Here is a 20,883-nt window from a genome sequence, read left to right as displayed (position 1 = left end):
ATAAATCTAAATAAAATGAAGGGTTTTGCATTTAAATCAAGTTTATTGGGCTTGTCATTGCTATCCTGTCTTGGGGAAACGCAGCTACAAGCAGCAACGGGTGCAGAAAGCAGGTGGATAGGGTTGATGCAACAACAGGATATCCGCGGTGTGGTGCGTAACGAGCAAGGACAAGGGATGGCGGGCGTGACGGTTTTGGTGGCTGGAACTACGGTGGGTACCTCCACGGCAAGTGACGGTTCGTACCGCATTGCTTTACCGAAAGGGAAATCGCAGCTGCTATTTTCCATGGTGGGCTATAGCAGCCAGACCTTGACAGTGGCGGGTACGACGCTGAACGTTAACATGCTGCCGGCCGGAAATGTTTTGGAAGAACTGGTGGTGGTGGGCTACGGCAGTACAACTAAAAAGGACCTGACAGGTGCGGTCAATACCGTCGGGAGCAAGGATTTTAATGGCGGACTGGTGGGCTCTCCCGAGCAGCTGATCAATGGTAAAACGGCTGGCGTGCAGGTGATGTCCAACAGTGGTTCGCCCTCTTCTGGCAGTACCATACGGATCCGCGGTGGTGCTTCATTAAGCGCTAGCAATGATCCATTGATCGTATTGGACGGCGTCCCCTTGGAGACGGGTGGAATTAGTGGCAACAGCGGCAATTTTCTGAGTTTGATCAATCCCAATGATATTGAAAGCATGACGGTGCTCAAAGATGCATCTTCTACAGCGATCTATGGATCGCGTGCCTCAAACGGTGTTTTGTTGATCACAACAAAAAAAGGAAAGGGCGATGCGCTCCGGCTGTCTTTTTCCTCTATTGTATCCATGCAGCAGGCGCTGGGGGTAGCTGATATGATGTCGCGCGATGAGTTTGCCGAGCTGATCAATAGCAAGGGAACAGCGGCACAGAAGGCTTTACTGGGCAATAGTTCGACCGATTGGTTGTCTGAGGTATTTCAGCAGGCCATGGGTACGGATAATAACCTGAGTTTACAGGGAAAGATGGGGAAGGTCCTGCCTTTTCGTGCCTCGGTAGGGTATTATAACCAGCAGGGTACCTTGCGGACGGACAAAACGGAACGGATGACCGGCGCATTGGTTGTTAACCCTACATTTTTCAATAAACACTTGACCGTAAACCTGAATGTTAAAGCTGCACGGAACAACAACAGTTTTGCCAATACCGACGCCATATGGTCTGCTGTGGCTTTTAATCCCACACAACCGATCTACTCGGGAGTGGATGCTTATGGGGGCTATTATGAGGGCCTGGATAATGCTGGACTGCCGGCAACAGGGGCCAACCTCAATCCGCTGGGGCTACTCAAGCAGGAGAAACACCGCAGTACGGTCAATCGAGCTGTAGGTAACCTTGACCTGGACTATAAATTACATATGCTGCCGGAATTAAAAGCTCACGTAACTTTGGGATATGACTATGCCAAAGGAAATGGGTCCAACCTGATCCCGGCAAGTGCGGCCAATAATTTCACAGTCGGTGGTGCTTTTGACCGCTATGAGCAGACGCTCAAGAATAGGCTGTTTACCGGCTATTTAAATTACAATAAATTCTTTTCGGACATCAAGAGTACAATTGATGTGACCGCGGGCCATGATTATCAATATTGGAGCGCAAAGCGGCCGCCGATCGTGTACTATAATGAGGCTGGCGATAATATACGCTCTACGGCAATTGCATCGGACGAGCGCCATACCTTGATCTCCTGGTATGGCCGGATCAACTACAACTATGACAGCCGTTATTTGCTGACGGCCACCATTCGAAAGGATGGAACCTCGCGCTTCAGTCCCGAAAACCGCTGGGGGACATTTCCCTCGGTCGCTTTGGCCTGGCGCCTCTCACAGGAGTCGTTCATGAAAGGAATCTCCTTCCTGAACGACCTAAAACTTCGTGCCAGCTATGGCGTGACGGGGCAGCAGGAGGGCATAGGGAATTACGAATATCTGCCGGTCTATAATTTGGGAACGGCTTACGCGCAATACCGCTTTGGCGATCAGTACCATCTGGTGTACCGCCCGTCGGTGTATAACCGGGATTTACGCTGGGAAACGACCAAGGCTTTTAACTATGGTTTGGATTTTGCCCTGTGGAAGAACAGGATTTCGGGCTCGGTGGAGTATTACACAAGAAAAACACATGACTTGCTGGCCAATGTCCCAGTGGCTGCAGGAACAAACTTTGACCAGAATGCCACCATTAATGTGGGCAATGTGGAAAGCCGCGGATTTGAATTCCAATTGAATACGGTCCCCGTAGAAAAGGATAATCTACGTTGGGAAGTTAATTTCAATGCGACCAACCAGCACACAAAAGTGACCAATATTGCATTGGTTCAGGATGCGAATGCTGTGGGGACCTATGTAGGTCCGAATGTCAGTGGCCGAGGAATTCAAATCCTCACGACTGGTTATCAGCCTAATATGTTCTATGTCTATAAACAGCTCTATAATGAAGCGGGCAAACCCCTGGAAGGTGTTTATGCGGACCTGAATGGGGATGGAGCCATCAATGAAAAAGATCTGTACCGCTATCAGTCTCCGGCGGCAAAATGGCTGTTTGGCTTCAATACGCAATTGACCTATAAAAAATGGACTGCAGCAACCACCCTGCGGGCAAATGTCGGAAACTATGTGTTTAACAATACAAAAATGAACCTGAGTGCCTGGGAGACCTTGCAATATGTGGACCCGGCGATCAATAACTTACATCGTGACTATTTCAATACTGGTTTTCAAACGAGGCAATATTATTCGGATTACTATGTCGAAAACGCATCCTTCCTCCGCATGGAAAACCTTTCGGTGAACTATAATTTTGGCAAGGTCGGGAAGATATCGAGCCTACGTGTGGGTGCGGTGGCACAGAATGTCTTTATTGTGAGCAACTATAGTGGAATGGACCCTGAGGTTCCGAGTGGATTTGACAGTTCATTCTATCCACGCTCGCGGACGTTTTCGTTAAGCCTCAATTTGGATTTTTAAGCGATACCTGAAAAATAGATAAATAGTTGAAAAACAAATGAAAAGGATGAAAAAGATAAGAATATATTGTTTTAGATTGCTGAGCATGATTTTGCTGCTGCAGTCCTGCACAAAAGACTTGAACCAATACCCTACGGTGGAGACGACCTCAGAGTCGGTATACACCTCGGTGGATGGCTACCGGGCTGTGCTTGCCAAATTATACGGCTCGTTTGCTGTAGCGGGCAATGGCCGTGGGGATGCCGATCCGGATATGGCGAGCAGCACCGCATCCTGGGGCTACCTTCGGGTGTATTTTAACCTACAGGAGGTACCGACGGATGAGGTGATCTATACCTGGGCCGGAGGAGACAACATGACCGATATCCAGTATATGACCTGGGGTGCTTCGGATACATGGGTCAATGCGATGTATTACCGGATTTACTATACGGTAGCGATCTGCAACGAGTTTTTACGGAATGCAACAGCGGAAAAATTGGCCGCCTTCAGCTCGACTGAACAGGCTCAAATTGCTGCTTTTGCCGCCGAAGCGCGTTTTCTGCGTGCATTGGCTTATAGCCATGCCATGGATCTTTATGGAAATGTTCCTTTTGTAACAGAAAAGGATCCGGTAGCGGCATTTTTTCCGCCAAGGATGACAAGGGGCGAGCTTTTCGCATTTATTGAAAAAGAATTGACCGAAGTAGCTATGCTGCTACCTGAAGCTCGCCAGAATGAATATGGACGTGTGAGCCGTGCTGCGGCATGGTCTTTATTGGCTAAGAATTATTTGAATGCGCAAGTTTATACGGGCACCGCGCGCTATGCGGACTGCCTAAATTATGCCAAGAAAGTGATCGACGGCGGATACGCGCTCCATTCCAATTACAAGCAGCTGTTTAATGCGGACAATGATAAACGTACGAATGAGATCATTTTTCCGATTCAGGCTGATGTGGCACATACGACGACATGGGGTGCCACCACTTATCTGGTCAACGGTCCGATTGTAGGCAGCATGAAAGCATCAGATTATGGTGTGCTGTCGGGCTGGAACAGTTTCCGTACCTTACGTGAATTTGTCGCCTTATTTCAGGTACAAGATAAAAGGGGGGATTTTTGGAAAAATGGGCAGTCACTGGATGTGGAAGACCCGGGGGCGTCAAGCCAAGGCTACGGAATGGTTAAGTTTACAAATTTGAACGATGATGGCAGCTATAAGACGGATGAAGGATTGGTGAGCACGGATTTTCCGATGATCCGCCTGGCTGATGTCTATCTGATGTATGCCGAAGCGGTATTGCGTGGCGGTGGCGGCAGTGTACAGGAAGCCATTACGCTGGTCAACCGTCTTCGTGAACGTGCCTACGGAAATGCTACTGGATCTATTGATCAGGCGCAGCTGACACTGGATTTTATCCTGGCGGAAAGGGGCCGGGAATTGTTCTGGGAGTGCACGCGTCGTACAGACCTGATCCGGTTTGGACGATTTACCGGCAACGCGTACCTCTGGCAATGGAAAGGCGGTGAAATAAATGGCCGCAGTGTGGATGCTAAATTTAACCTGTATCCAATTCCGACGACGGATATGAGCGCAAACCCCAATCTGGTACAAAATCCGGGCTATTAATGGTTGAATTTAGTTAACGACAAAGAAATAGGCCAAAATAGGATATTCCCATATGGCCTTTTAAAGATAAATATTGACACATGAAACAATTGACACTCTATATCTTGGCATTGCTCTTTGTGGCCTGTAAAAAGGAAGGCGGAATGCCTGCCGTTACTGGCATCAGGCCAGCGGTGTTGCACAGCAGCACACAGGAGCTTACCTTAAAGGCCACGGATCGAAAAGCCGTCGCGCTGCAGCTCGTCTGGGATGAGGCGATCTTGCAGAGTGCTGCGGCAATGGCGCAGTCGGCTCTGAAAAATAAGATTGAGATAGCTGCTGACGCCTCTTTTTCAACCCTCGCGAAAAGCATTGAACAGGAGGCTAGCGCAATCAGTTATACCCATGAGCAGCTAAACAGTCTTGTCTCAGGTATGGGATTTGTACCCGGCGAGAAAAAAGCGCTTTATGTCCGCATTGCCTCGCGGCTGGGAGCCAATACGGATTGGCTTTATAGCAACGTGGTCTCCATTGCGGTTACTGCCTATGCACCCATCCAGGAGGCTGCTTATCTCTATCTGGCGAATAAGGAGCTGAACCAATTTTCTTGGAAACTGTGTTCGCGCAAAGAAGATGGGTTTTACGATGGATTTGTACGCCTCGACCAGTGGTATAATTTTTATTTAACAAACGAAGAAAGTGCAAATGCTTCACTGATCTACGGTTCTTATCCATTGGACGGTAGCCAATATATCTTATATAGCGGGGCAGACCGTTGGAACTGCTGGACGAGCCAGGGCGGCTACCTGTACCTAACGGCTGACGTCAATAAGATGAGCTGGAAGGAAACCTCCGTGGAGTCGTTGGCTGTGACCGGCGATTTTAATGGTTGGAGCGCCACGGCCACTCCGATGGCTTATGATCAGGCGGCAAAGGTATGGAAAGCAACAATTACAACCACGGCCGCCGAACAATGGGGCATTAAAGTATTGATCAACGGCAGCTGGACCTGGTTTTTTGGTGCTGCAGAAGGTGAGGGCAACTGTGCATTATATACGGCCGATGGAAGTGGATTTGCCTACGATAAGGTGGGTACGCATACCCTGATCCTCGATCTGACTGATCCCAAGCAATTCAAATATCATGTGGAGTAGTCATTTTAGGCTATAACACGCTATAAAAAAAAGATTTAATGAAAGCACTAAAAATAGGAATGGTCTTAGGCCTAATAGGTTTGTATTTTGGCCTGTCAAGTTGCAGCGACAAGGATAATCTTGTGCCAGCCGAAAATACAACGCATTTGGCCAAAGGAGCGGATGTCAGCTGGATGACGGAAATGGAGGCTGCCGGTGTGCAGTTTTTTAACGCCGGGGGAGCAGCGGTGGACGGGCTCAAGCTACTGCATGGACTGGGAATGGATGCGGTACGCCTGCGGGTATGGGTAGACCCCGAACGGGGCTGGTGTAATCAACATGATGTTTTGGTCAAAGCACGGCGGGCGCATCATTTGGGGATGCGTCTCATGGTGGATTTTCATTACAGCGATAACTGGGCGGATCCGGGGCAGCAAACAAAACCTGCGGCCTGGAAAGGATTGTCATTTGATGGCTTAAAGAAGGCTGTAAGCGACCATACCACTGCGGTATTGCAATTGCTGAAGGACAATGGCATTGAACCGGAATGGGTACAGGTGGGCAATGAAACCGGAGATGGGATGCTGTGGGAGGAGGGTAGAGCCTCGGTCAGCATGGCTAACTATGCCGCTTTGAACAATGCGGGCTACGATGCGGTGAAAGCTGTTTTTCCGGCGGCTAAAGTCATCATACACCTCCATAATGGCTACGACAATGCGCTGTTCCGCTGGATGTTTGATGGGCTGAAAAATAACGACGGAAAATGGGATGTGATCGGGATGTCACTGTATCCAACAAAAGATAATTGGAAAGAACGCAATACTGCCTGTGTAGGCAATATCAAGGATATGATTGCACGGTACAACACGCAGGTAATGATCTGTGAGGTGGGCATGAGCTGGGATGAAGCAGATACGGCCGAAATCTGGCTCAACGATCTTTTCAACATGGTGGAGGCAATCCCCGATCAAAACGTGCTGGGCATATTTTATTGGGAGCCCTTGGCGCACAACGGCTGGAATGGTTATACCTTAGGCGCCTTGGATAACAATGGACGGCCGACAAAGGCATTGAATGCATTTAAATAATAGTATATTTATACGCTTTAAATGGCGAATGATTAGCTTAAACGACACACGATAAACACCTGAATGATGAAATTACTGCATGCTACTTATTTTCTGTTCCTTTTGCTCTTCTTGATTCCGACAGCATCACTGGGACAGCTGACCCGAAACTCTTTTTTACTGGAGAAAAACTGGCGTTTTTTTCAGGGTGAGGTCGACGGGGGTGAGTCCGCTGCACTGGATGATGCAACCTGGCAACATGTTACCGTGCCGCATGACTGGGCTATTTATGGACCTTTTGACCGTGCACATGATTTGCAGGATGTGGCCGTAACACAGAATGGAGAGAAGAAAGCTTCCGTAAAGACGGGCCGGACAGGTGGTTTGCCCTATGTCGGTGTGGGCTGGTATCGCAATCAGTTCGATATTCCTCAATTTGACGCCAACACAAAACGTGTGGTCCTGAAATTCGATGGCGCCATGAGTGAGGCTCGGGTTTATGTCAATGGAAAAGAAGCGTGCTTCTGGCCGTACGGCTATAATGCTTTTCATTGTGATGTGACGGAGCTGTTGCATGCCGATGGAATGAACAACAAGCTTGCTGTGCGCCTGGAAAATAAAGCACAGTCCTCGCGCTGGTATCCGGGAGCGGGTCTCTACCGCAACGTCCATGTGATCGTTACCGAAAAGGTGCATGTGCCGGTCTGGGGTACGTATATAACGACGCCCTTTGTGTCGGATAGCCTGGCTTCGGTGAAACTCGAAACTAACCTGAAAAATGCCGATGGCAAATTGCTGCGGATGGTGACAGCCATCACCGACGCGAAGGGGCGTGTGGTGGCGCAGAAGGAAAATCAACAAAAAATAAACTACGGCAAGCCTTTCGTACAAAATTTTGAGGTGACGAACCCTGCGCTATGGAGCCCAGAACATCCCAATCTGTACCGGGCATCAACACAAGTATATGTCGACGGCAAATTGACGGATAACTTTGAAACCCGCTTTGGGATTCGGGAAGTCCGTATCATTGCGGATAAGGGATTTATGCTAAATGGTAAAATTCGAAAATTTCAAGGGGTCTGCAATCATCATGACCTCGGCCCCTTGGGGGCTGCGATCAATGTCTCGGCCTTGCGCTACCAGTTGGAGTTGCTTAAAGATATGGGCTGTGATGCCATTCGTACGGCGCACAATATGCCCGCTCCGGAGTTAGTGGCCCTCTGTGATGAATTGGGCCTGATGATGATGATCGAGCCTTTCGACGAATGGGATATTGCCAAATGCAAGAATGGTTATCATCGCTTTTTTGGGGAATGGGCAGAACGCGACATGGTCAATATGATCCATCATTTTAGAAACAATCCTTCGGTGGTGATGTGGAGCATCGGAAATGAAGTACCGACGCAGTGTAGTGCCGATGGGTATAAGGTTGCTTCATTTTTGCAGGATATCTGCCATCGCGAAGATCCTATGCGGCCTGTTACCTGTGGGATGGACCAAGTGACCTGTGTACTGGAAAATGGTTTTGCCAGTCTGCTGGACGTCCCGGGGCTCAACTACCGTACGCACCGTTATGAAGAAGCTTATGCCAAATTGCCACAAAACCTTGTGCTGGGTTCGGAAACGGCCTCAACGGTGAGTTCCCGTGGTGTATATAAATTTCCGGTCGTGAAAAAGGGAGACATGCTGTATCCCGATCATCAGTCTTCTTCCTATGATATGGAACATTGTTCCTGGTCAAACTTGCCGGATGAGGATTTTGCATTGGCCGAAGACCATCATTGGACCATGGGTCAGTTTGTCTGGACGGGTTTTGATTACCTCGGCGAACCATCGCCCTACGATACGGATGCCTGGCCCAACCACAGCTCAATGTTTGGTATTATCGATCTGGCAAGCATACCCAAGGACCGCTACTACCTCTACCGGAGCCTTTGGAATAAAAATGAACATACCTTGCACATTTTGCCACATTGGACATGGCCTGATCGTGTGGGGCAACAAACTCCGGTATTCGTTTATACGGATTACCCAAGTGCCGAACTATTTATCAACGGTAAGAGCCAGGGGATACAACGAAAAAGCAAAGCATCAATCGAAGCACGTTATCGCCTGATGTGGATGAATACGGTTTACGAGCCCGGGGAAATCAAGGTGGTGGCCTATGATGAAAATGGAAAAACCGCAGATGAGAAAATTGTACGGACGGCGGGAAAACCCTACCAGATAAAAATGGAGACTGTGCACGGCACGATTGCTGCTGATGGACGTGCATTGGCTTATATTCGTGTCAAGGCAGTGGATAAAGATGGAAATTTGTGCCCACATGCAGACGGGCTGGTACAATTTGACGTAAAAGGAGCGGGTACATTCAAGGCCTTGGCCAATGGCGATCCGACCAACCTCGAGGCTTTTCATAAGCCACAGATGCACTTGTTTAACGGACAGCTTACCCTGATCGTGCAGGCTGCCGAAGAGGCCGGCAAGATTCAGGTACAGGCGCAAAGCAGAGGCCTAAAAAAAGGTGTATTGCTTGTTCATGCCGTTTCTGCGCCTTAAGGGCTGGACTTTATACTTGTTTAGAATCATTAGGCTAAAGGTGGGTGGATCAACGGCAATTGCTGTGGTCTCAGTAATCGTGTGTATCCGGAGATGGGGTAGAAACTTGATAAGCTGTAAATTTGGAGTTTTACATGTGATTAACTACCTTTAGAGACCTAATAAAAGCATCGATTTGAAAAGCAATGGTCTTGTAGATACTTCAATAATTAATCGCCTCAAGGATGGAGATGAATTAGCCATGAAGGAATTGATCACGAAATATAAAAGCACGTTAGCGCAGTCGATGATGCGTATCCTTAAGTCGCAGGAAGATGTAGAGGACCTGCTGCAGGAGCTCTTTATCCGTATTTGGACACGTAGGCAGGATATCGATACCGATCTGTCTTTTCATGCTTTTATATATAGGATCGCGGGTAATTTGGTCTACGATCGATTGCGTAAATTAGCGCATGAAAAACGTCTTGTTGCGGATTATTTTACGCACCTTACTGAAGTTTATTCCCATATCGAGGAAGGGGTTTTTAACCAGGAAACGAAAGATATTTTAAATCAGGCAATCGAACAGTTGCCAGAGCAGCGCCGGCGTGTTTTTATACTCTGTAAGATTGAAGGCCGAAGTTATGAAGAAGTAAGCCGATTATTGTCAATTTCGGTGGCAACAGTAAATACCCATATTACAAACGCGAATACGACACTTAGAAATTATTTTCAGCAGCGGCCGGATCTGTCTTTCCTTATAGTGCTGGCATTGCTTTCAGCCAAAATGTTGCACGCCTAACAATTTCTTAAACCTAATTTTATATTTTCTTTATTTTTTTTTGAATTCACTTCATTGGTTTTTCATTTCCAAACGTATATGTAAGAAAAGAACGTATGCAAAACCCTAGATTTGAAGAGCTGTTCAATAAATATCTCAACGATACGCTAACCAAGGATGAAATGTTAGAACTTCAACTTTTGCTGGCGTCGGATGATCAGGAGCAAGGTTTACGTTCGTTGATCGATAATGAAATAGCTGCCAATATGGAAGAGTATCCACATGTTGAACTGAACTGGTTTGCAGAGTTGGAAACTAATGTATTGGCAAATATAAGAAGCACCCGATCTAAAACGCGCTATTTAAACTGGAATTGGAAGAAAACGGTAGCCGCGGCGGCACTCCTGGTCGTCAGTATCGGAGCGTCTCTGTGGATGCTGTCGCGTTTGGATAACGATGAACGAAATACGATAAAACCGGGTACAAGTATTGCCTCATTACGGCTTGCCGACGGAAGAGAAATTGCGCTCAGTAATAAACACGAAAGTATCGTTTTTGGCGATGAACTCATGTACGCAGACGGAGCTTCCATCGAAGGTTTGGAAAGTCATGAACCGATACATCAGGACATGGTAATCACGGTGCCGAAAGGTGGTACTTACCACATCATATTGGCAGATGGATCTAAGATCTGGTTAAATTCGGACTCCAGATTAACATATAAAATCAGAAGTAAAGGCCAACCTAGAGAATTAGAAATGGAAGGTGAGGCATTTTTTGAGGTGGCTACACGATACATGCTTCAGAATAACAAGCGGATCAAAGTACCTTTTCTTGTTAAGACACCCGCCCAGACGGTGCAGGTATTGGGTACAGCATTTAATATTTCGGCCTATCCCGGCGAGGCTACGCGGACTACTTTGGTCGAAGGCAAAGTGGCTATTAATATAAAAGGAAATAAAAAACTACATCAACTGCAGCCCAATCAGCAAGCAATTGTCCAGAATAACAGCATTTCTTTTATTCCGGTTGACCCAGCAAATTATGTGTCGTGGAAAGATGGCACATTTACCTTTTCTGATGAAGACCTAAATCATATTCTGAATCAAATAGGCCGCTGGTATAATGTAAAGATTGAATATGAGGATGAAAGCCTGCGAAAACTGAAATTTGAAGGGGTATTACCCCGTAACCAGAATTTAAATTTTGTATTGGAAGCCTTAGCAAGTACCGGTGAAGTCCAATTTACTGTTCATTCGAATACCGTATACGTGAAAAGAAAATAGATTTTATAAACAAACCAGCTAAAATACCCGATAGCCTATGAAGTAAAAAAGCGACAAAAAAGATAACGTATGGACAGTAAAAATAATCAGGAGCGTTGGAGCGCTCCCGATCATGAAGTTAGCCGTTATCAAATCATCTTGAAAACTCATTTAATACCTAACTAACCAAACAAATGTATAAAATAATTAAAAAAGATGTGCATCGGCTTTTTAGTCGAACGAAACCCTACATTATGAAAATTTCACTGACAACCATCAGCTGTTTTTTGGTCTGTCTACAGATAAGTGCTACGGCTCTCGCGCAAAAGGTGACACTGAAAAATAAGAGCATCACACTCAAAGAGGCTTTTCGCGAAGTCAATAAACAAACTGGTTACCATTATCTGTGGTCTGCAAAACGGGTCAATAGCAATACCCGAATTGCCATTGATATAAAAGAAATGGAGTTGGATCAAGCCATCCGGCAGATTATTCATGGTTTACAGCTGAGCTACAAGATACAGGGTAAGCTCATCACCATCAGAGAAAGAGAAAACACCCCAACAGTATCTAATCTTGCGCAAATAGACGATAATGGACAACAAGAGACGATAACAGTTAGGGGGCGGGTGGTCGATTCGCTGGCTAGGCCCCTCATTGGCGTAACCATCAGGGTCATTTCGGCAAATAAACATGTTATAAAGGATTCTAAATCAGATAGCCATGGGGAAATCATTATCGAAAGCGTACCAAAACAAAGTTTTTTGGAAATATCGCTGCTTGGCTACCGTCGCCTTAATCTGGCTGCGACTGAAAATATCGGTACAATCAGGATGGATGTTCTTGCTGAAAGCCTCGAAGAGCTTGTCGTGGTGGGATACCTGACCAAACGGGCTTCTGAAGTGACCGGCGCGGTACAATCTGTCAAGGGTGAAGAACTTCGTAACAGCGTCAGCACCCCCAATGTGCTATCGATGCTTAAAGGAAAAACGACAGGTCTGTATATTACGGAGAGTACCGGAGAGTCGGGAGCAAAAGGTCAGGTGATTGCAAGGGGACAATCGTCAATGACCACCCCTACAAACAATTACCTCGGTCCACTGATTGTTGTCGATGGTGTGATCACCAATTATCAGTCCTTACAGGATGCGGTCAATCCGGCTGATATTGAAGATATCAGCGTGCTAAAAGATGCTGCATCTACAGCTATTTATGGATCCCGGGCTGCACAGGGGGTCATTGTCGTGACTACGAAACGGGGACAGGCTGGTAAAAGCACAGTGGAAGCGCGGGTGCAGGCTGGGGTAATACAGCCAGTAAGGGACATCCGGTTTATGAACACGACCGAACTTATTGATTTTATGGATACGCAGATGAAACGCTATTGGGAGCAAACTCCTTCCATAAGGACGACATTTCCGAACGTCGCCGATTTTATTCGCGAACGCCGCGTCTATACGGATGAAGATCGTACGCGTAATTTCAATTGGGAAGATAAAATTTATAGCAATGGAAATTTTACCAATACAGAAGTAGGGGTACGTCATGGTACCCATAAAACTAAATTTTATATGGGAGTCGGGTGGTTTAAGGAAAATGGAGCATTATATGATAATGGTTTTGACCGAAAAAATATAAGATTTAATATTGACCATGCTATTTCAAGTAAATTACTTGCACGTATCAATGTAAGCTCTATTATTGACCGGATCACCAAACGCAACGGGGTGCCTGAATTATATATGATCCAGCCATTTATGTATCCGTATGATAATGCCGGCAATCTATTGGACAGTCTGCCTGTGCGACAGTCGAGTAATTATGGACCTGCTTACACAACATGGACGCAGAATTTTCTTGCGGAAACGGGATATGATAATACGAAGCTGACAAAGGTACAAAATCATTTAGCCAGCATAAGTCTGCGGTATAATATACTTCCTTTTTTAAGCGTTCAGACTTCCAACTCGCTTAATTTTGTAGGTACCAATGTCAATTCTTACTTAGATCCACGTTCATTTTCCGGAAAGTATGGTGGATACCCTTATTTATTCTCTCCGACAAGTGCCGTTTTACCTAATGGAACGCTAGAGATTGATGATACTAAATTCGTTGATTACCTTATGTCCAATACATTGAATTTCAACAAGACGGTCGGCGGTAATCATGTTATCAGTGCGTTGGTAGGACAAGAATGGGGCAAAAGGACCACAGAAATCATGGACATAGACATGTATAATGTATTGCCCAGTGAGCGGAATATGGGGGCCGCACAAAATTTTGGAAGTGTGATCAATGTGGCATATGGATTTCCTTACAAACCATCGGGAAATTATCAGGAACGCGCCACCTTTTCGGTATTCGGGCAGGCTGACTACAGCTATGCAGGCCGCTATATGGCTTCAATTTCCGTTCGTACGGATGCGACGACCAATTTTGGACGCGACAAACGATACGGTACTTTTTACTCGTTCAGTGGCGGATGGAATATATCCAAAGAGAGCTTTTTTAAAAACATTAAGGCTATTGATAATTTGCGCCTTCGCGCTTCTTACGGTACATCTGGTAGAGACCTGGGCGACGGATACCTAAATACGACATTTTATTCGGAGACAGCTCGATATGAGCAGGTCGATAATATCGGCGCAGTGATCACGCAATTGGCTAATCCGATGATTTCTTGGGAGACACTTCACAACAGCAATATCGGTCTCGATATCGCACTTTTAAAGAATAGGATCAATTTGTCTGCGGATATCTACCACAAACGTAGTGATGGTCTATTACAGCAGGTCAGTTTGCCTTCTGCACAGGGTGCATTAACACAATATCAGAATGTTGGACAGATCGTTAACCGGGGTATCGAAGTATCGTTGAGCACCCATAATGTAAAGTCTGCTCATTTCAACTGGCATACCAGTTTTAATTTTAGTTACAATAAAAATAAGCTTACCAGACTGTATCAGGATTCGCTTTTGGATTCTTACTCCAGATCATATTATCGAAAAATTGGCGAAGATATCAATGTGATCAAAGCGATCCAATTTGCAGGCATCAATCCTGAGAACGGTAATATGCAGCACTATAATTTTGATGAAAAGGGTAATCAAATAATTGTGGAAGGTATTGGGCAAGTGAGCAACTTGGCCAACTGGCAACGGGTAGGGCAGGCTACGCCACGCTTTTTCGGTGGATTTACCAACAGCTTTCAATACAAAAATTACAGCTTAAATGTCGAGTGGTGGTTTCAGGTGGGCAACTATACCCAAATGTCTTTAGTGAATAATTTCCAGGCTCCAACTGCGCCTAGGCTCGGCCGTAATAATGTTGTTTTTGCCGATAATCAGCATGTCTGGCAGGGGCCCGGGGATATGCAAGCGAATTATCCTGATGTATTCAGCACCGATCCGAATGCATGGACTGCACTCACCTATCGTTCATCCAAAATGTGGGGGAATGCAAGTCATGCCCGTTTGCGCAATGTCAGGTTCACCTATAGCTTGCCTAACGGCGTGTTAAAAGCCTTGAAGCTAGCTCGCGCAGATGTTTTTGTTAGCGGCGATAATTTATATGTGATCAAGCATAAGGATTTTGTAGGCGTAGATCCGGAAGGAGCCGTCTTAGGAGGGGTAAACACAAGCTATGGTGGGGCGGGTACCGGTTTTGCCAATCCAAGAAGGTTTTTACTCGGGATGCAGCTGACATTTTAATTTGTAAATGATGAAAAATATTCAATATAACAATAGACAATTATATACATTACGATATGTTGTTCTAATCGCACTGACTTGGTTAGGTCTTACATCCTGTAACAAACAACTTGATGAGCTCAGGCCGCATAATGTCATTTTTGAAGAAAGACAATTTGATACGCCGTCTGGCTATTCAAAAGCAGTGTCGGGTATTTATAACCTAATTGCTGTTGGGTCAGAAAGCGCAATAGGGGTTGGTTTTACGGACTTGCAAATTTTTCTTTCAGAAGCCAGGGGAAATACCATACGTGCCCTTGATGCGCAAGTAAACCGGAATACTGACCTATTTGACTATATTAATTCTTCAAATAGAGATCTCTCCTATACATATGCTTTTTGGCGTAATAGCTACAACGTTATGTTGCACATTAATAAAGTGCTTGCCAACGTGAAAGACGACGAAACTAATCCAGTAATTCTGCAGGCAAAGGCGGAAGCATTATTTCTTCGTGGTTATATTTACTTTAATCTGGTCCGTTTGTATGGAATGCCATTCTACCAAGGTAATGGAAATTCGCTCGGCGTGATGTTGGTGGTCAATGATGAATTTGCACCGGGCCTCGCACCCAAACGGGCAACCGTCGCTGAAATATATGAGCAGGTCGTATCCGATCTGAAGACTTCGGTCCCATTATTTAAACAGCAGAAATCCAATAGTTACGCGAGTAGTTCGGCGGCAGAAGCACTATTGTCCCGGGTAGAACTCTACAGGGGCGGTACTTTTTCGTCACCAAATAACGAAGCGAATCAAAAAGCCTTTGAATACGCTGATAAGGTCATTCGTCAAGGGGGCTATGAACTTATACAAGGAGATGCCTTTAAAAAATATTACGATACGGACAACCTGAACAACAAAGAAGACATATTTGCTATTAATGGTGAATTTATGAATGGTTTGATTGCCAACCTCTTTAAGATGCCTTCTCAAATAAATTATACAGGTGGGCTCTATCGACCTTCACCTTATCTTCTATCCCTGTTTGATGAAAAGGACCTTAGAAAAGCATTCTATGTCGAAAATATAACACCGGGCTTTCCAGAGGATCACTTGGCATGCAATAAATACAATATTGGCTATGCTTCTTTATACAGCCGTTCTCCGTACCGTTACCTAAGATTAGCAGAGATGTATTTAAATAGAGCCGAAGCATCGGTCAAATTGGGAAAAAATGCTGCGGCTCTTGCTGATGTAAACATCATCAGGAAACGTGCCGGATTGACTGCGCTTGAGAACTTAGCGGGTGAGGCGCTGTTCAAAGAGATTTTAAAACAGCGTAAAATCGAACTTGCCTTTGAAGGCCATGCGAGTTATGATGAATTTAGAAACGGTCTTTCAATGGTACGCGATTATGCATCGGGCAAATCTTCGTCTATGACGGTACAACCTACCGAAGGAAAAATACTGATGAAGATCCCTGATGAAGAAATTGCGAGCAATCCAAACCTCGTGCAGAACCCATAACTATAATTGACACCAACAGAATAGCAGATATGCCTGGCTTAAAAAGTATTGACAGGAATAAACAAAAACTAAAAATTAAAGAGATAAAACATGAATACTAGCAATAAATTTATAGCGCTTATGGCCGTAATGATGACTTCGTTAACCGTGTCAGCCCAAAAGAAATTTGTGATTAACGGACTGGCCCCAGAGCTGAACGGAAAGTATGTCCATCTGTCTTATGGTACGGGTAACGATAATCAAATAAAAGACAGTGTCGTAGTTGCTAACGGGAAGTTCAAGTTTACGGGAGCCGTTGCCGGGCCAACATTTGGCTATATCAGCTTGGGCGGGCAGGCACTTTCGTTTGACAATATCTTTTCAGTTGTTCTTGAACCTACAACAATGAAAATGACGCTTGATCCGGACAGTATAAATAAAAGCATACTTACCGGATCAAAAGAGAACGATAAGTTAAAAAGCCTCGATGAGCAAAAGGCACCGATCAATAAAGCCATGGAGCCGTTGCGTGCAGAGTATCAGAAGCGCAATGAAGAATATGCCAAAGCAAGCAAAACGCTAAAAGAAATGGAAAAGAAGGTAGAGGCAATGAAAATTGATAACTATGCTTTCCGGGACAAGTTTGAACCTTTCCAAAAGCAGCAGGAAGAAATAGACCGCGACTTTATTGCGAAAAACCCACAGTCTATTGTATCTGCCTATCTGATGCGTTTTAAGATATCGGGGATGACATTGGCGGAAGCTGAAAAAGTATACCATTCTTTCACTTCCGACGTAAAAAACAGCAGTTATGGAAAAGAGGTCTTTGATGAAATCAAAAAAATGCGTAGCGGGTCCCCAGGGAACCCGGCCTATGTCTTTTCGAAACCTGACATAGATGGTAAACCTCTTAGTTTGGCAGATTACAGGGGCAAATATGTGCTACTCGATTTTTGGGCGAGCTGGTGTGTGCCCTGTAGACAGGGAAATCCACATTTGATCAGCGTTTATAATAAATATAAAGATGCCGGTTTTGAGATCATCGGTATTTCTGATGACGACCGTAACGAAGCTGCCTGGAAGAAAGCGGTGGAGCAGGATCAGATACAGATCTGGAAACATGTTCTTCGTGGACTTAAAATGGAAAACAACGTCATCGACCGCTCGCAGGACATATCCGAACATTATGGGATCCATACGCTTCCCACCAAAATATTGATTGACCCCCAAGGCGTTATTATTGGTCGCTATGGTTCCGGAGGCGGATCTGATGCTGATCTTGATGCAAAATTGAATGCAGTTTTTGGTAAATAATTTACAGATGAAGGCAATAAAAATCATAATACAAATTAGCTTACTATTGGTGGCAGGGCCACTTTTCGCGCAGTCCAAATCATTTACGCTAATTGGAAAAGTAGCTGGAAAAGCGGATGGTTATATCTACCTCTCGATTGCAGACGGCGAAAATGGACGGATGGATAGCATGCAGTTAAATCAAGGGAAATTTGTCTTCACAGGACAGCTCGCCTACCCCACGCAAGCCGAAGTTTTGATGGAAAAAAAGAGCGAACGCTCAGCAAATAAGCGTTTACCCCTTATTCTTGAGCCCGGAGAGATGACGTTAACCATCGATTACAACCAATTTGGGCTAGGCGAGCTTAAAGGCTCTATTTCCAATGCGGAACAAGAAATGCTCAATAAAAAACAAGCCAGCATCCGGATCAATATGCAACCCGCTCAACAACACTATAATCGTGTGGTGGAGAAATACCTGGCAATAGGAGAACAGAAAGATACGGCATCGTCAAAAATTATACGGGCTGAAATGAATGCTGTTCAGAAAGAAATGGAGCCATTTCATGCACAAATTCGTGCGACCGAGGATCAAGTATTGGAACATTATCCTAACGGATTTACCGCCGCAAATCGACTGATGTATGCAGTAGGCCAGTTGCCGGTGGAAGAGTCTGCGAAAAGATATGAAGCCCTCAGCACTGGAGCCAAACACAGTATCGCAGGTCGTTATGTCCAATCTAAGATACAGGCCATTCGCCGTGGGTCTGTGGGGGTAAATGCGCCCGATTTTACAAGTACAGACATCAATGGTACCCCATTAACTTTATCGGCTCACAAAGGCAAATATGTATTGCTGGACTTTTGGGCAAGTTGGTGTGTGCCTTGTCGTAAAGGAAATCCACATTTACTGGCCCTTTATACTAAATACCAGGAAAAAGGCCTTGAAATCATTGGTGTAGCATCTGATGATGGGAATGAAAAGGCATGGCGAAAAGCTGTCGAAGATGATAAGATTGCTGTATGGAAGCACGTGTTGTCAGGACAAAATATCGAGAAATTACGAAAAGGAGAGCGGGATGATAATTACATCGGTGGTCAATACGGCATATCTACATTACCAACAAAAATATTGATCGATCCTCAAGGCCTAATCATTGGACGCTATGGTAGTGGCGCCGGCACGGATGCAGACCTCGATCAAAAGCTCACTGAAATATTCCGATAGACATAACAGGATTATGATCACATATAAAAAAATATTAAATGATAAACAAAATTAAATTAACGGCAGGATTACTAGTAGTGACCTGCACTGCATGGGCTCAGAAAGCGCAGCTCAACGGAAATATTAAAGGATTAAAAGATGGGGAGATCGTCTTTTATAGATCAGTAAACGGAGCGCCCAAAATGGACACCGTTCAGACTAAAGGCGGCCAGTTTACCTGGTCAGCAGCAATCCATGAACCGCAGAAAATTTCCATCATGTTTCCAGAACGGTATGTTGAATTTTTTGCAGAAGCAAAAAATATGTCTTTAACCGGAACGGCAGAAGAATTAGACAAACTACAAGTAAAAGGATCTTCCCTACAAGACGAAGCCGATGCCTATCAAAACTCTTTACAAGATATAACAGATCAGGAAAATCCGCTCTATCAACAGTATGGAAAAGCGACCGCGGAAGAAAAAAAGCAAATTGAAGCGAAGATTAGTAATTTCAGAAATATTAGAAGGGAACGCGCCGCAGAATATATCAAAAAGTATCCGTCCAGTTTTTATAGCCTTAGTTTAGTTGCTGACCGTGCTATGGTGGGTAAGTATGAAGACATTCAACCCTTATATGCCATATTATCAGCAGCGATGAAAAATACCATGCAGGGAAAAGCGCTAGCCAATAGATTAGACATATTAAAACGTAGTGCTATCGGTACTGCAATGTTAAATTTTTCGCAGGCAGACCTCGACAAAAAATTAGTGTCATTCTCATCGTTTAAAGGAAAATATGTACTCGTTGATTTTTGGGCAAGCTGGTGTGGGCCATGCCGGCAAGAGAATCCCAACGTCTTGAAAGAATACAATAAATATAAAGATAAGAACTTTACGGTTTTGGGTATTTCACTGGATGATAATGAAGACAAATGGAAAAAGGCCATTAAGGACGATGCGATGCCCTGGACTCAGGTTTCTGATCTAAAAGGTTTTAATAATGAAGTCTCTTCTTACTATGGTATTATGGGAATCCCGAGTACCTTGCTTGTTGATCCCAACGGTGTGATTATTGCCAAAGACCTACGTGGTGAGACATTGAGTGAAAAACTGAAGGAACTTTTTGATAACTAAAAAGATAAGATATCGCGGACTGGATTCGATTGATTTGGTTATGACAAATAAAAGGACGGACTTTCGCCGGCCGTCCTTTTATCCTATGCACATTCGGCAGACTGGAAATAAATCTATTTGACTTCCTTTATAGACTTGGCAGTGATATGCATGACACCGGCCTGGTCTCTCCAAAATTCTCCTTTGGCTTGGATCCTATCACCAATATTGTAACGTTTGAATGTTCCACCTGATTTCTGGAGATTGACAATACTTATGGTTACAATCGAAATTGCACCCTTTTTATCCTTAACGGTTGCCATATATCCATCTTTTCCGTTTTCAATGGCGGTAATGGTTCCTATAACTTCTTGTTGTGAAACTTGTTGTTCCATATGAACTGTATTCTTCTGACTAGAGCATGAACTCGCACTCGCCAAAATAAAAATTCCAATAATTCCTTTAATAAATATCCTATTGCTCATTTTTTGTTTTGTTCGTGTGTTAAAACTACAAAATATTGTGGTGTAATCCAGCTGTTAAACAATTTTTATACGAGCTGAATCTGCTTTACTGGATCAAAAGTCGGCAATAGGAGGACGAAATAAACGATTCGGGGGCACGCTGCTGTATGCTGAACAGCTGGTCCTGAGTGGAAGCGTTGTTTTTCAATGAAAACAGGCATGAAGGAAAGTAAGTTGCC

At 44.9% G+C, this 20,883-nt stretch carries 13 protein-coding genes; 12 read left to right on the top strand and 1 reads right to left on the bottom strand.

Annotated features, from left to right (window positions below):
- Window positions 1-15 precede the first annotated feature (15 nt).
- From D7322_RS24490 to D7322_RS24435, 12 genes are all read left to right on the top strand, one after another.
- Entirely contained in the window at window positions 16-3,000 is a 2,985-nt protein-coding gene (locus tag D7322_RS24490) for a SusC/RagA family TonB-linked outer membrane protein (protein WP_121126823.1), read from the top strand.
- A 46-nt stretch (window positions 3,001-3,046) separates the two neighbouring features.
- Entirely contained in the window at window positions 3,047-4,612 is a 1,566-nt protein-coding gene (locus D7322_RS24485; protein ID WP_121126822.1) for a RagB/SusD family nutrient uptake outer membrane protein, read from the top strand.
- A gap of 80 nt (window positions 4,613-4,692) precedes the next feature.
- Window positions 4,693-5,745, top strand: a complete 1,053-nt coding sequence (locus D7322_RS24480; protein WP_121126821.1) for a DUF5111 domain-containing protein — start codon at window positions 4,693-4,695, stop codon at window positions 5,743-5,745.
- A 38-nt stretch (window positions 5,746-5,783) separates the two neighbouring features.
- Window positions 5,784-6,812 carry a glycoside hydrolase family 53 protein gene (locus D7322_RS24475; protein ID WP_121126820.1) on the top strand — a complete coding sequence of 343 codons (1,029 nt, stop codon included), beginning with the start codon at window positions 5,784-5,786 and terminating at the stop codon, window positions 6,810-6,812.
- A gap of 63 nt (window positions 6,813-6,875) precedes the next feature.
- A complete protein-coding gene (locus D7322_RS24470; protein WP_245971455.1) occupies window positions 6,876-9,350 on the top strand; it encodes a DUF4982 domain-containing protein in 2,475 nt (824 codons plus the stop codon).
- Between the two features lie 175 nt (window positions 9,351-9,525).
- Window positions 9,526-10,131, top strand: coding sequence for an RNA polymerase sigma factor (locus tag D7322_RS24465; protein WP_121126819.1), 606 nt, complete (start codon window positions 9,526-9,528; stop codon window positions 10,129-10,131).
- A 95-nt stretch (window positions 10,132-10,226) separates the two neighbouring features.
- Complete coding sequence (locus D7322_RS24460) at window positions 10,227-11,396, top strand: FecR family protein (RefSeq protein ID WP_121126818.1); 1,170 nt, start codon at window positions 10,227-10,229, stop codon at window positions 11,394-11,396.
- Between the two features lie 233 nt (window positions 11,397-11,629).
- The gene (locus D7322_RS24455) at window positions 11,630-15,085 is read left to right on the top strand and encodes a SusC/RagA family TonB-linked outer membrane protein (protein WP_183078831.1); all 3,456 of its coding nucleotides are present in this window, start codon (window positions 11,630-11,632) and stop codon (window positions 15,083-15,085) included.
- Between the two features lie 7 nt (window positions 15,086-15,092).
- On the top strand, window positions 15,093-16,589 hold the full coding sequence (locus D7322_RS24450; protein ID WP_121126816.1) for a RagB/SusD family nutrient uptake outer membrane protein: 1,497 nt from the start codon (window positions 15,093-15,095) through the stop codon (window positions 16,587-16,589).
- Window positions 16,590-16,679: 90 nt separating this feature from the next.
- Entirely contained in the window at window positions 16,680-17,882 is a 1,203-nt protein-coding gene (locus tag D7322_RS24445; RefSeq protein ID WP_121126815.1) for a redoxin domain-containing protein, read from the top strand.
- A gap of 7 nt (window positions 17,883-17,889) precedes the next feature.
- Window positions 17,890-19,089 carry a TlpA disulfide reductase family protein gene (locus D7322_RS24440; protein WP_183078830.1) on the top strand — a complete coding sequence of 400 codons (1,200 nt, stop codon included), beginning with the start codon at window positions 17,890-17,892 and terminating at the stop codon, window positions 19,087-19,089.
- A gap of 38 nt (window positions 19,090-19,127) precedes the next feature.
- Window positions 19,128-20,201: a TlpA disulfide reductase family protein gene (locus D7322_RS24435; protein ID WP_121126813.1), complete on the top strand. Its 1,074-nt coding sequence runs from the start codon at window positions 19,128-19,130 to the stop codon at window positions 20,199-20,201.
- A 113-nt stretch (window positions 20,202-20,314) separates the two neighbouring features.
- On the opposite strand, the gene D7322_RS24430 is transcribed toward D7322_RS24435, so the two are convergent.
- Complete coding sequence (locus D7322_RS24430; RefSeq protein WP_121126812.1) at window positions 20,315-20,665, bottom strand: hypothetical protein; 351 nt, start codon at window positions 20,663-20,665, stop codon at window positions 20,315-20,317.
- Window positions 20,666-20,883: the final 218 nt, after the last annotated feature.

The sequence above is a fragment of the Sphingobacterium puteale genome (genome assembly GCF_003627955.1).
GTDB classification, from domain to species: Bacteria; Bacteroidota; Bacteroidia; order Sphingobacteriales; family Sphingobacteriaceae; genus Sphingobacterium; species Sphingobacterium puteale.
The sequence above is the reverse complement of the archived record's forward strand: the minus strand, read 5'-3'. Positions and strand labels throughout refer to the sequence as shown.